Below are 12980 nucleotides of genomic sequence, written 5' to 3'. Positions count from 1 at the left end.
CCATTCGGGCTCTGCTGCCACTTGTGATACAGCTTCCCGTCACCACCGACGACGAACAACTCCATCCGACCATCCGCCGCCACATCGACCACCGGATGGCGCAGGGCCGTACCGCCCAAACTCACCCAGTCGCCGAAGCCGCCGTTCGGCTTCGTCTGCCACACGCTGTGCACGGCGCCGGCGCCACGTACCGCGAACGCCTGGAGCCGTCCATCGGCGTTCGCCCCCACAGCGAGCTGGTCCTCGACGCGGTCCTCACCCCAGGCGGCGAGGGCGAGCGTCGCACCATCCGAGGCCTGACCGTAATAGCGGTCCGGATAGCCGGAGATCTGCACCCGCTGACAGATCTCGCCGATCGGGGCGGTCAACCAGCCATTGTTCGGGTAGTTGCTCTTCATCGCGCTGAGGAATTTCCTGGTGGAGGAGACCGGGTCCAGGATCTCCGCCGGCGAACCCCAGCCCTGGCTGGGCCGCTGCTGGTAAAGGCCGAGACTGTCATCGGCGCCGTAGTCGAGATTGCGGATGCCGGTCTCCACGATTGTCGTGGTGATCGCGATGCTGGCCGCCCGCATCGGCAGATTCTGGGACTTGACCACCGAGACGATGACGCGAACGCAGGCCGCCCGCGTCGCATCGAGATAGCCGGCCAGCTTCCCGTTCAACAGCGGGTTCACTCGGGCGGCGAAGGCGACGTCGGCAGCGGTCGGGCTCGCGGCGGTGCAGTTGGGCACAACAGCGGCGTGCGCCGGGCTGGACAGCACGGAGGCGGAGCCGGCAAACGAAGCGACTGTCAACGCGGCCACGGCAAGGGCATAGCGCAGTTTCCTGCTCATAAGGACACTCCAGGGGCGAGGTTGAGGGCCGGGCTACCGGCCAGGACCGGCCGGTCGCCGCTGGGGGTACGGCGACCGGCCGGAGTTTGGAAAGGGGCGTCACCGGCTAGCTGAGGCTGGCCCAGTCACCCCAGGCACCGTTGGCAGACGTCTGCCACATCGAGTAGAGGGCGTTGTTGCCGCCGATCACGAACACCTGCAACCGACCGTCGCGATTCGAGCCGAGTACCAGGTCGCCGCTGAGGTCGCTGCCGCCACGGCTGAGCCAGTCCGACCACGGGCCGTTCGGGCTGGTCTGGAACTTGTGGTAGAGCTTGCCGTCACCGCCGACGGCGAACAGCTCCATCCGGCCGTCCGCCGACGAACCGACCACGGGTGTCTTCAGCTCGCTGCCGCCCATCTTCTGCCAGTCCGACCACGGCCCGTTCACGCTGCTCTGCCAGATCGAGTAGAGGGCGCCGTCACCGCCGATGACGAAGACCTGAGACCGACCATCAGCGTTGCGCCCGATCGTCAGCTCGTTGGTGAGGTTGGTTCCGCCGCGGCTGACCCAGTCCGACCACGGGCCGTTCGGGCTGGTCTGGAACTTGTGGTAGAGCTTGCCGTCACCGCCGATGGCGAACAGCTCCATCCGGCCGTCCGCCGACGAGCCGACGACCGGCGCCTGCAGGTCGCTGCCGCTGAGGCTCGCCCAGTCCGACCACAGACCGTTCAGGCTGGTCTGCCAGATCGAGTAGATGGCACCGTTTCCACCGACCACGAAGACCTGGAGACGACCGTCCGCGTTACGCCCGATGGACATCTCACTACTCAGGTCCGTGCCGCCCCGGCTGAGCCACCCGGACCACGATCCGTTGGGAGTCGTCTGCCACTTGTGGTAGAGCTTGCCGTCGCCGCCGATGGCGAACATCTCCAGCCGACCGTCGCTGGACGGTGCGACCACGGGGGCTCTCAGCTCGCTGCCCCCGAGACTGGTCCATGGGGCGAACGGACCGTTCACGCTGCTCTGCCAGGTGCTCTTCACCGCCCCGTCGCGCACGGCGAAGGCTTGCAGCCGGCCGTCCGCGTTGGGTGCCACGGCGAGCCGATCCACCGGCCGAACCGGCGTCGGGGCGCAGTTGGCGCTCTGCCGTTTGACGGTGTAGTTGGAGTTGTCATGGGTGATCCCCGACGGCACACCGTCGAACCACGACTCGGTCTTCGCACCATCGCGCAGCTGCTCGAAATGCAGGTGAGGCCCGCTGGAAGAGCCGGTGCTGCCGACCTTGCCGAGCTGCTGCCCCCTCGTCACGCGCTGCCCCACGGACACCATGGGTGGCTCCACCATGTGCAGGTAGAGGGTCTGCCAGCCGTCACCGTGGTCAATCTTGACGTAGTAGCCGCCGCCGGTCCCCATCGGCCCGCCGGGGTTGTCAGGGGTGCGGCCACCCAGGGTGCCGCTGATGCCGGACCGTTCCACCCGCCCCCCGTAGGCGGCCAGGATCGGACGACCCCAGTTGTTTCCGGCGGTCGACGTCATGTCGATGTCGTAGTCGTCATGGCCCACGTACGTGCTGAGGTTCCACGTCTCACCGCAGGTGACGGGTAGCTGGAACAACGGTCGAGGACCGGCCGCCTGAGCGCCGACGACACCCAGGCTGGCGCCGGTCAACACGACAACACCGATGGCCCCCGCCGCAGCGGCTCGCGCGGTGAATCCTCGTACGAGTTTCGTTAGCAACAGTGCTCCCTCGTGGATGTGGCGACGACGAGATCCGGTGCGTTTCGGCAGCCGGGTGCCATTTCTCCGCGCTGATCTCGCCAGCACCTCGCCGAACGCCGTGCCGGGTAGGTAAAAGGCCGTACCGCGTCGCCAGAACTGGCCGTTATCTGCGTCGCCCGCGAATCCTTGGAGGTACGCCGCTAACGACTGATAACCGCCCGCTGCGCTCGGTGTGGCCAATGAAGACGGTGCCAGATGGGCCAGGGAGAAAAGCTTGACGATTGCTTGACAGCAGGCAGCAGCGGCCGGGGCGGCACACCGATCCTTCGGTGGGCGCCCACGATCGACAGGGCTTAGGGGATCAGCAGACCGGAGAAAGCCAGCAATGCTGTGCTGGTCGTGCGCCACCCCAGCGGGTTCCCGGCCGTGCGAACGCACTGATGACGGGCGTGCGAACCCGATGGACACGCGCAGAAGGCGCGGTGAGCACCGTCGCCGAGTCGGTCTTCGTAGGCCATGCAGCCGCTCACCGACCGGCGGGCGTCCGGCGGCCGGTGGTCAGGCGAGAGGTCCCAAAGGGGTTCGCCCGACCACCGGCGGCCGGATCAGGAAACGGCCAGCGGCCGGGCGTCGGCGCGCACCGGGGCCGGCAGCGTGCCGACACCGCCCAGGTAGCCGTGGATGGCGGCGGCCACAGCCCGCCCCTCGGCGATGGCCCAGACGATCAGCGAGGCGCCCCGGTGCATGTCACCGGCCACGAACACCCCGTCCGCGTCGGTCTGCCAGTCGTCCCGGGCGTCGACAGCGCCCCGGGGATTGCGGGTCACGCCGAACTGGGCAAGCAACGGCTGCTGCTCGGTGCCCTCGAAGCCGATCGCCAACAGCACCAGATCGGCTGGCAACTCCCGCTCGGAGCCCGGCACCACGGTGACCACGCGCCGACCGTCGTGCTTCTCCACTGTCACCTCGGCGATCCGCACCGCCCGCACCTGTCCGGTGCCGTCGTCGACGAACTCCTGCACCGCCACGGCGAAGACCCGCTCGCCGCCCTCCTCGTGCGCCGGGTAGCTGCGCAGAATCCACGGCCACGTCGGCCACGGGTCCCGGGCCTCGTCGCGCTCGCTCGGCGGCTGCGGGTACAGGTCGAGCTGGTGCACGCCAGCGGCTCCCTGCCGATGCGCCACACCGAGACAGTCGGCAGCGGTGTCACCGCCACCGATGATCACCACGTGCTTGCCGGCCGCGTCGATCGGGGTGCCGTCCGGCAGCACCGCGCGGGCCGCCCGGCCCTCGCCGGTGACCGCCACGCCAGGCCCGCCGCCGGCCGCCGTGGCGACCGCGCGATTCGCCGCGACCAGGTGCGCCATCGCCTGGTGTACGCCCCGAAGCGCCCGCCCCGGAGTGTCCGGAGTGTCCCGCCCCTGCAACGCGCCGCAGGCCAACAGCACCGCGTCGTGTTCGGCGCGCAGCTGCTCGGCGGTGACGTCCACCCCGACGTTCACCCCGGTGCGGAAGCGCACCCCCTCGGCGGTGAGCTGGGCCAGCCGGGCGTCGATGTGCCGCTTCTCCAACTTGAAGTCGGGGATGCCGTACCGGAGCAGGCCACCGATCGCGTCGTCGCGCTCGTACACAGTGACCGCGTGACCGGCGCGGGCCAGTTGCTGGGCGGCGGCCAGGCCGGCGGGCCCCGAGCCGACGACGGCGACCGAGCGGCCGGACGGTGCCGGCACCGGGCGCGGCGGGAACCCGCGCGCCGCAGCGGCGTCGGCGATCTCCACCTCGACCTGTTTGATGGTCACCGGCTGGCCGCCGGCGATGCCGAGGACGCAGGCCGCCTCACAGGGCGCCGGGCAGAGCCGGCCGGTGAACTCCGGGAAGTTGTTGGTGGCGTGCAGCGATTCCACAGCGGCGTCCCAGTTGCCGGTGCGGACCAGGTCGTTCCAGTCCGGGATGCGGTTGCCCAGCGGGCAGCCGTCGTGGCAGAACGGAATGCCGCAGTCCATGCAGCGGGTGGCCTGCTCACGGATGAGTTCCTCGCCGGCCGGCGGGTACACCTCCCGCCAGTCGCTGATCCGCACCGGCACCGGGCGGCGGGCCGGCAGCCGCCGGTCGTAGCGCAGGAAACCGTTCGGGTCAGGCACGTGCCACCTCCTGGGCCGCCACCCGCGGGGCGGGCGGCACCGGCGCGGCGGACGGCACGCTGAGCGCGCTCATCACCGCGTCATCGACGTCGCGGCCGGCAGCTTCGGCGGCCTTCATGATCTCCAGCACCCGGCGGTAGTCGCGGGGCACCACCGCGGTGAACTCGGCCACCGCCTCCGGCCAACGCTTGAGCAGCTCCTCGGCGACCGCCGACCCGGTCTCGGCCACGTGCCGCTGGACCAACTCGTGCAGCAGCGCCTGCTCCTGCTCGCCCAGCGGCGCCAGGTCGACAAGCTCCGCGTTCACCCGGGCACGGTCCAGGTGGTGCACGAACGCGGTGCCGCCGGACATGCCGGCCGCGAAGTTACGGCCGGTCGCGCCGAGCACCACCACCGTGCCGCCGGTCATGTACTCGCAACCGTGGTCACCGACGCCCTCGACCACGGCGACCGCGCCGGAGTTGCGCACCGCGAACCGCTCCCCCACCCGACCGCGCAGGAAGACCTCACCCGCGGTCGCCCCGTACAGGATGGTGTTGCCGGCGATGATCTGGTCCTCGGCCCGCTGACCCGGCGCGGCGTCCGGGTCCAGGAACGGCGCGGCGGCGTCCGGACGGACGATGATCCGCCCGCCGGAGAGGCCCTTGGCCACGTAGTCGTTGGCGTCGCCGTGCAGCCGCAGGGTCACCCCGCGCGGCAGGAACGCGCCGAACGACTGCCCGGCAGTGCCGTGCAACACGAACTCGATGGTGTCCTCGGGCAGACCGGCACCGCCGAAACGACGGGTCACCTCGCCGCCGAGCATCGCGCCGACGCTGCGGTGCTCGTTGCGCACCGCCACCTCGACCCGCACCGGGGACCCCTCCGTCAGTGCCGGACGGGCCAGTGCGATCAGCTCGTTGTCGAGCGCCTGCTCCAGGCCGTGATCCTGGGCGCGTACCCCGCGTCGGGCCGCGCCGGCGGGCAACTCCGGCAGGTGCAGGACCGGCGCGAGGTCCAACCCGTGCGCCTTCCAGTGCGTCACCGCCGATGCCACGTCGAGCACCTCGGACTGCCCGATCGCCTCCTCGATCGACCGGAAGCCCAGCTCGGCAAGGTAGCCCCGGACCTCCTCGGCGAGGAACAGGAAGAAGTTCTCCACGAACTCCGGGGTGCCGGTGAAGCGCTCCCGCAGCACCGGGTTCTGGGTGGCGATGCCGACCGGGCAGGTGTCCAGGTGGCAGACCCGCATCATCACGCAACCGGCGACGATCAGCGGGGCGGTCGCGAAGCCGAACTCCTCCGCGCCGAGCAGCGCCGCGATCAGCACGTCCCGGCCGGTCTTGAGCTGACCGTCGACCTGCACGGTGACCCGGTCGCGCAGCTTGTTGAGCAGCAGCGTCTGCTGCGCCTCGGCCAGCCCCAGTTCCCACGGGGTGCCGGCGTGCTTGAGCGAGTTCATCGGGGACGCGCCCGTGCCGCCGTCGTGGCCGGAGATCAGGATGACGTCCGCCTTGAGCTTCGCCACCCCGGCGGCGACGGTGCCGACGCCGACCTCGCTGACCAGCTTGACGTGCACCCGGGCGGCCGGGTTGACGCACTTCAGGTCGTGTACGAGTTGGGCGAGGTCCTCGATGGAGTAGATGTCGTGGTGCGGCGGCGGGGAGATCAGACCGACACCGGGCGTGGCGTGCCGGGTCCGGGCGATCCACGGCCAGACCTTGTTGCCGGGCAGCTGACCGCCCTCGCCGGGCTTGGCGCCCTGGGCCATCTTGATCTGGAGGTCGTCGGCGTTCACCAGGTATTCGCTCGTCACACCGAACCGACCGCTGGCGATCTGCTTCACCGCCGAGCGCCGGGCCGGGTCGTGCAGCCGGTCGACGTCCTCGCCACCCTCACCGGTGTTCGACTTGCCGCCGAGGCGGTTCATGGCGATGGCGAGCGTCTCGTGCGCCTCCGCCGAGATCGACCCGTACGACATGGCGCCGGTGGCGAAGCGCTTGACGATCTCGGTGGCCGGCTCGACCTCGTCGATCGGCACCGCCGGGCGCAGCCCGGTACGCAGGGTGAACAACCCCCGCAGCGAGCCGGCCTGCGCCGCGAGCGCGTCGACAGTGGCCGTGTACTTCCGGAAGACGTCGTACTGCCGGCTGCGGGTGGCGTGTTGCAGCAGGAAGACCGTCTCCGGGTTGAACAGGTGCAGCTCACCCTCGCGACGCCACTGGTACTCGCCACCGACCTCCAACCGGTCGGAGTTGGCGGTGCCCGCCGGGGGCCAGGCCAGCGCGTGCCGGGCGGCCACCTCGGTGTGCACGCCCGCGAGGCCCACCCCGCCGATGCGGCTGGGGGTGCCCCGGAAGTAGCGCTCGACCAGTCGGGTGTCCAGGCCGACCGCCTCGAAGACCTGCGCCCCGCAGTACGACGAGACAGTCGAGATGCCCATCTTCGACATGATCTTCAGGACGCCCTTGCCGAGCGCCTTGGCGTAGTTGCGCACCGCGGCGGCGGGCTCCACGCCGGCGAGCGCGCCAGTGGAGATCATGTCCTCGAGCGACTCGAACGCCAGGTACGGGTTGACCGCCGCCGCGCCGTAGCCGATCAGCACCGCCGCGTGGTGCACCTCCCGGCAGTCGCCGGACTCCACGATCAGCGCCGCCTGGGTGCGGGTCTGCTCCCGCACCAGGTGCTGGTGCACGGCGGCGGTGAGCAGCAGCGACGGGATCGGCGCCAGGTCGGCGTTGGAGTCCCGGTCGGAGAGCACCAGGATGCGGACGCCGTCCTCGATGGCCTCGGAGACGTGCCGGCAGATCTCGGTCAGCCGGGCCTTGATCCCGGCCGCGCCCTCCCGGATGCGGTACAGGCCGGACACCCGGACCGCCTTGAAGCCGGGCAGGTCGCCGTCCTCGTCAATGGAGAGGATCTTGGCCAGCTCGTCGTTGTCGATCACCGGGTGCGGCAGCACGATCTGCCGGCAGCTCGCCGCGCCCGGGTCGAGCAGGTTGCCCTCCGGCCCGATCGTCGACGCCAGGCTGGTCACCAACTCCTCTCGGATGGCGTCCAGCGGCGGGTTGGTGACCTGGGCGAAAAGCTGGTGGAAGTAGTCGTAGAGCAGCCGCGGCCGGGTGGACAGTGGCGAGATCGGGGTGTCCGTGCCCATCGAGCCCAGCGGCTCGGCGCCGGTGCGGGCCATCGGCGCGAGCAGGATCTTCAGCTCCTCCTGGGTGTAGCCGAAGGTCTGCTGCCGGCGGCGCACCGAGTCGTGGGTGTAGACGGTGTGCTCGCGGGCCGGCAGGTCACCCAGCTCGATCAGCCCGGCGTGCAGCCAATCGCCGTACGGCTGGGCGGCGGCCAACTCGGACTTGATCTCCTCGTCGTGCACGATCCGGCCGGCCACGGTGTCGACCAGGAACATCTTGCCCGGCTGGAGCCGCCCCTTGGCGACCACGTGCGCCGGGTCGAGGTCGAGCACGCCCGCCTCGGAGCCGAGCACCACGAGCCCGTCGTCGGTCTGCCACCAACGCCCCGGGCGCAACCCGTTGCGGTCAAGCACCGCGCCGACGATCTCGCCGTCGGTGAAGGCCACCGACGCCGGCCCGTCCCACGGCTCCATCAGGCTGGCGTGGAACCGGTAGAAGGCACGCTTGGCCGGCTCCATCCCCGGGTCGTTCTCCCAGGCCTCCGGGATCATCATGAGCACCGCGTGCGGCAGGCTCCGGCCGGCCAGGTGCAGCAACTCCAGGACCTCGTCGAAGTTCGCCGAGTCGGAGGCGGCGGGGGTGCAGATCGGGAAGACCCGCCGGATGTTGCCCGGAACGTTCGGCGAACGCAGCAGCGCCTCGCGGGCCTGCATCCAGTTGCGGTTGCCCCGGATCGTGTTGATCTCGCCGTTGTGGGCGATGAAGCGGTACGGGTGCGCCAGCGGCCAGGACGGGAAGGTGTTTGTCGAGAAGCGGGAGTGCACGAGCGCGATCGCGCTCTCCACCCGCTCGTCGCGCAGGTCCGGGTAGAAGGCCGGCAACTGGTCGGGGGTGAGCATCCCCTTGTAGACGATCGTCCGGCTGGACAGCGACGGGAAGTACGCCGGCACGCCCCGCTCGGCGGTCTCCCGCTCGGCCTGCTTGCGCAGACAGAACGCCACCCGGTCCAGCTCGATGCCGCTCAGCGCGTCGCCGGCCGGGCCGGCGGGTGAACCGGTGAGCCGGCGCGCGGCCACGAAGACCTGCCGGACCCGGGGCATCGCCGCCAGGGCGGTCTCGCCGAGCCCGTCCGGGGCGATCGGCACGTCCCGCCAGCCGAGCACCTCGGCACCCTCGACGAGGGCGTACTTCTCGACCACCTGCCGGGCACGGGCCTCGCCAGCGTCGTCGTCGGGGAGGAACACCAGCCCGGTGGCGTACTCGCCGGCCGGGGGGAGCGCCACGTCGGCAGCAGCGCGCAGGAACGCGTCCGGCACCTGGATCATGATGCCCGCGCCGTCGCCGGTGTTGGGCTCCGCGCCCCGGGCACCCCGGTGGTCCAGGCGGCAGAGCGCGCCGAGCCCGTTGGCGACAACCGAGTGGGAGCGGCGGCCGTGCAGGTCCGCCACGAAGGCAACCCCGCAGGCGTCGTGTTCCCGCGCGGGGTCGTAGAGGCCCTGGGCGGACGGGCCGGCACCGGGCATCGGGGACGCCTGCGGGCTGTGCGGGGTGTGCGGCTGTGTCGTTTCCGCGTACGGCTGAGCCACCGGGCCTCCTGTCGTCACTCAGGTTGATCATGGTGGGGACGACGTCGGCCCGTGGGTCTATTGAGTCTACGTTAGGGCCAGGCTCGCACTGCCACCTGAGATTGATCACACCGTCCACTGGCTGGGACGTGTAGTCTCGCGCGGTGGATCCGCTACACAAGGACGTCTTCGACCGGTTGGAACACTTCTACGACGCGGTGCCCCGCGACGTCGCCGCTGCCGAGGACCACGGCGCGTTTGTGCTGTTCGTGCGCGAGGGTGCCGGTTGGCCGTTCTACGCCCGCCCCCGGATCGGTGCCACCGAGCCGCCGTCCCTGGCCGACGTGACCTCGGTACGCGAGCGGCAGCGCAAGCTGGGCCTGCCGGAGGCCTTCGAGTGGGTGCACGAGACCACCCCCGAGCTGCTGGCGGTGGCCCGCTCGGCGGGGCTGCACGTGCTGGAGGCACCGCTGATGGTGCTCGACCCGGCAGCGCTGCCCGACCCGGCGACCCTGTCCGACGTGGCGGTACGGGTGCTGGCACCGGACTCGCCCGACTTCGCCGCCGCCGTCGCGGCCCGACGCGCTGTCGCAGCGGTGTCGTTCGCCGCCGCCGGCACCGCGCCCGGTGACGCCGGCCCGGCCGAGCGGGACGCCGCCGTCACCGAACTGGAGTTGGCCGCGCTCGACGAGGAGCGGGCCCGGATCGCCGACGGCCGACGGATCTCCGCGCTCGCCGGGACACCTACCGACGGCGCGCTGGCCAGCGGCATGGCCATGCGGGTGGGCGACGTCGCGGAGATCGCCGGCGTGGCGACGCTGCCGACCGCCCGGCGGCGAGGGCTGGGCGCCGCGCTCACCGCCACCCTCGCCCGGGAGTTGCACGAGGCCGGCACCGACCTGATCTTTCTCTCCGCGGGCAGCGAGGACATCGCCCGGGTCTACCTGCGGGTCGGCTTCCGCCGCATCGGCACCGCCTGCATCGCCGAACCCGCCGCGCTCATCGCCTGATCGCTCCGGCGCCGCCGCCCCCGCCTGCGTCGATCATGGAGTCGTGGTGCCGGGTTAGGACGGGTTTGTCACGCTTCGACTACCACCACAACTCCATGATCGACGTAGCGGACGAGGGGGCTGGGTCAGGTGGGGGGGCGCCACTGGGCGGCGGAGGCGGCGGCACTGGACAGCAGCCGGGTGTTGATCGTGCCGAGGGCGGCGTCCCGGGCGCGCAACGCCAACCGGCCCCGGGCCTGGAGCACCGCCGACATCCGCCGGGTCTGCCGGACCACTGTCGTGGCCCGGGGGCGACGCACCCGGTCGTACGCCTGCACGGCGTCGGGCAGTCGCGCCTCGCGCAGCAGTGAGGCGAGCGTGGCGGCGTCCTCGAACGCCAGGCAGGCGCCCTGCCCCAGGTGCGGTGGCATGGCGTGCGCCGCGTCGCCGAGCAGCACCACGCCGCCCGGCCCGACCGGGAAGCCGTACGCACGGGGCAACGGACGCAGTTCGCGGACCTCCTGCTGGACCAGGTCGGCCGGGTCGGTGGCATCGAGCAGCGCGCCGATCGGGGCGGGCCAGCCCGCGTACCAACGGCGCAGCAGGGCGAGTTGGGTCTCCGGTGGTTCCGGGCGCGGGGCGCCGGCGGCGGTGGCCACCCAGTAGATCCCGCCCCGGCTGGACCCACCCGAGGAGCCGCGATCACCCAACGACGCGGCCACGAACCGGTAGCCGGCACCGAGGATCTCCCCGGCCAGCGGTTGGTCGTCGGGCAGCCGCGGTGCCTGGTACCAGGGAATGACGGCCCGCCAGGCGGCGCACCCGGAGCTGACCACCCGGGACTCGGGGGCGAGTTGGCGGCGGATGCCGCTGTCCGTGCCGTCGGCGGCGACCACCAGGTCGGCCTCGATGGTGTGCCGTCCGTCGCTGACCGCCGGCCGTTCCCCCGGCTCGACCCGGACGTGCCGCACGGTCACGCCGGTACGCAGCTCCACCCGCTCACCGAGGCCCGCGATGAGGGCGTCGTGCAGGTCCTCGCGGTGCACCACCACCGGCATCCGGTCGGCCGGGATGGGCCGGGGCTGCACCAGCCAGTGCCCGTCCGGGCGACGGACCCCACCGTCGGCCAGCGGGGTGGCGATGGCGGCCAGTCCCGCACCGAGGCCGAGCGCCTGCAACGCGCGGACGCCGTTGGGCCAGAGCACCACGGCGGTCGGCTCGGGGCGAATCCGTTCGGCGCGTTCCAACACGGTGACCCGCCAGCCGGAGCGGGCCAGCGCGCCGGCCACCGCGAGGCCACCGACCCCCGCGCCGACCACCACCGCGCTTCGCATGGGTGCCGCCCCCGCTCAGCTGTCCCGGTCGGCGGGCCGTACGCCCGCGGCGTCGGCCCGGTCGGCACGGGGAGCCGACGGGTCGTCCGTCGACTCGTCGTCGCTCGGCTCGTCGTCGCTCGGCTCGTCGGCACCGGGTGCCGCATCACCGAGTGGCTCGTCGCCCGGCCGGGAGTCCTGGTCGGTGGCCGGCTCCGGCGGGATGACGCCGGTGTCCTGCCAGGCGGCGTACTGCTGCTCGTTCACCACCCGGTACCCCTCCGGCGCGGCGGTCCGGGCCGGGGTCTCCCGCTCCGAGAGGTCGACCTGGGACAGGTCGGAGGCGGGAGGCGGGGTCGGCGTCGCCGCCGCGCCGAGCGGGATCAGGTAGTCCCGCGGGCCGCGCACCCGGACGAAGTAGATCAACGCGCCGAGGAAGACCAGGGCGGCGGTCCAGACGTTGAGCCGGACGCCCAGAATCTGGTTGGCCTCGTCGGTGCGCATCAGCTCGATCCAGAACCGGCCGGCGGTGTAGCCCATCACGTAGAGCGCGAACGCGCGGCCACGCCCCAGCTTCAGCCGGCGGTCCAGGATGAGGACCAGGGCGACGACGCCGAGGTTCCACAACGCCTCGTAGAGGAAGGTCGGCTGGTAGAGGCCGGGTTCGAGGATCGGCTGCCCGGCGTCGTCACGCAGCGAGTGCCCCGGGTTGTCCGGGTCCATCCGGTGGATCTGCAGGCCCCACGGCAGGTCGGTCCGGCCACCGAACAGCTCGTTGTTGAACCAGTTGCCGAGCCGGCCGACCGCCTGGGCCAGCGGCAGCCCAGGAGCCAGCGCGTCGGCCACCACGCCGAACGGGATGCCGAGCTGCCGGGCGGCGATCCACGCACCGATTGCGCCACCGGCGACGGCACCCCAGATGCCGAGACCGCCCTCCCAGATGGCGAACGCCTTCATCGGCTCACCACCGGCGCCGAAATATTTCTCCGGCGAGGTGATGACGTGGTAGATCCGGGCGCCGATGATGCCGGCCGGCACCGCCCAGACGGCGATGTCGAGCACCGCGCCGGGCGCGACGCCGCGCTGCCGCAGCCGGCGCTCGGTCACCCAGCAGGCAAGCACGATGCCAGCGATGATGCAGAGCGCGTAGGCCCGGATCGGCACCGGCCCCAGCTGCCAGACCGCGGTGCTGGGACTGGGCAGGGCCGCCTGGGGGGACAGCGAGGCGAGGGTCACGGGTGCACACGCTACCGCTGCACACCCTCGTAGCGGCACCCCGGGCACGGCAGCGCGCACTTCGGTGACTTCTGGTTTGCGCCAC

6 protein-coding genes and 1 pseudogene are annotated in these 12980 nt (G+C 71.8%); 1 reads left to right on the top strand and 6 read right to left on the bottom strand.

Features of this window, described 5'->3' with window-relative positions:
* From AB0B86_RS18720 to gltB, 4 genes and pseudogenes are all read right to left on the bottom strand, one after another.
* Window positions 1-833 (bottom strand): annotated as a pseudogene (locus tag AB0B86_RS18720) (hypothetical protein); the annotation flags it as partial.
* Window positions 834-939: 106 nt separating this feature from the next.
* Window positions 940-2553 carry a peptidoglycan DD-metalloendopeptidase family protein gene (locus AB0B86_RS18715; protein ID WP_357418739.1) on the bottom strand — a complete coding sequence of 538 codons (1614 nt, stop codon included), beginning with the start codon at window positions 2551-2553 and terminating at the stop codon, window positions 940-942.
* Window positions 2554-3140: 587 nt separating this feature from the next.
* Window positions 3141-4676 (bottom strand): glutamate synthase subunit beta, encoded by a 1536-nt coding sequence (locus AB0B86_RS18710; protein ID WP_357408560.1) that lies wholly within the window; start codon window positions 4674-4676, stop codon window positions 3141-3143.
* The gene (gene gltB / locus AB0B86_RS18705) at window positions 4669-9315 is read right to left on the bottom strand and encodes a glutamate synthase large subunit (RefSeq protein ID WP_357408585.1); all 4647 of its coding nucleotides are present in this window, start codon (window positions 9313-9315) and stop codon (window positions 4669-4671) included. The genes AB0B86_RS18710 and gltB overlap by 8 nt, the downstream gene beginning before the upstream one ends.
* A 206-nt stretch (window positions 9316-9521) precedes the next feature.
* Here gltB and AB0B86_RS18700 point away from each other — a divergent pair, with 206 nt between their 5' ends.
* Entirely contained in the window at window positions 9522-10367 is an 846-nt protein-coding gene (locus AB0B86_RS18700) for a GNAT family N-acetyltransferase (protein WP_357408558.1), read from the top strand.
* A 125-nt stretch (window positions 10368-10492) separates the two neighbouring features.
* Here the strand turns inward: AB0B86_RS18700 and AB0B86_RS18695 are convergent, their stop codons facing one another.
* Both AB0B86_RS18695 and lgt read right to left on the bottom strand, forming a co-directional pair.
* Complete coding sequence (locus AB0B86_RS18695) at window positions 10493-11680, bottom strand: NAD(P)/FAD-dependent oxidoreductase (protein WP_357408556.1); 1188 nt, start codon at window positions 11678-11680, stop codon at window positions 10493-10495.
* Between the two features lie 15 nt (window positions 11681-11695).
* Window positions 11696-12895: a prolipoprotein diacylglyceryl transferase gene (lgt, locus tag AB0B86_RS18690; protein ID WP_357408554.1), complete on the bottom strand. Its 1200-nt coding sequence runs from the start codon at window positions 12893-12895 to the stop codon at window positions 11696-11698.
* Window positions 12896-12980 lie beyond the last annotated feature (85 nt).

The sequence above is a fragment of the Micromonospora sp. NPDC049047 genome (genome assembly GCF_040649135.1).
In the GTDB taxonomy this organism is placed as follows: domain Bacteria; phylum Actinomycetota; class Actinomycetes; order Mycobacteriales; family Micromonosporaceae; genus Micromonospora.
This window is presented reverse-complemented; position numbering and strand designations above follow the sequence as displayed.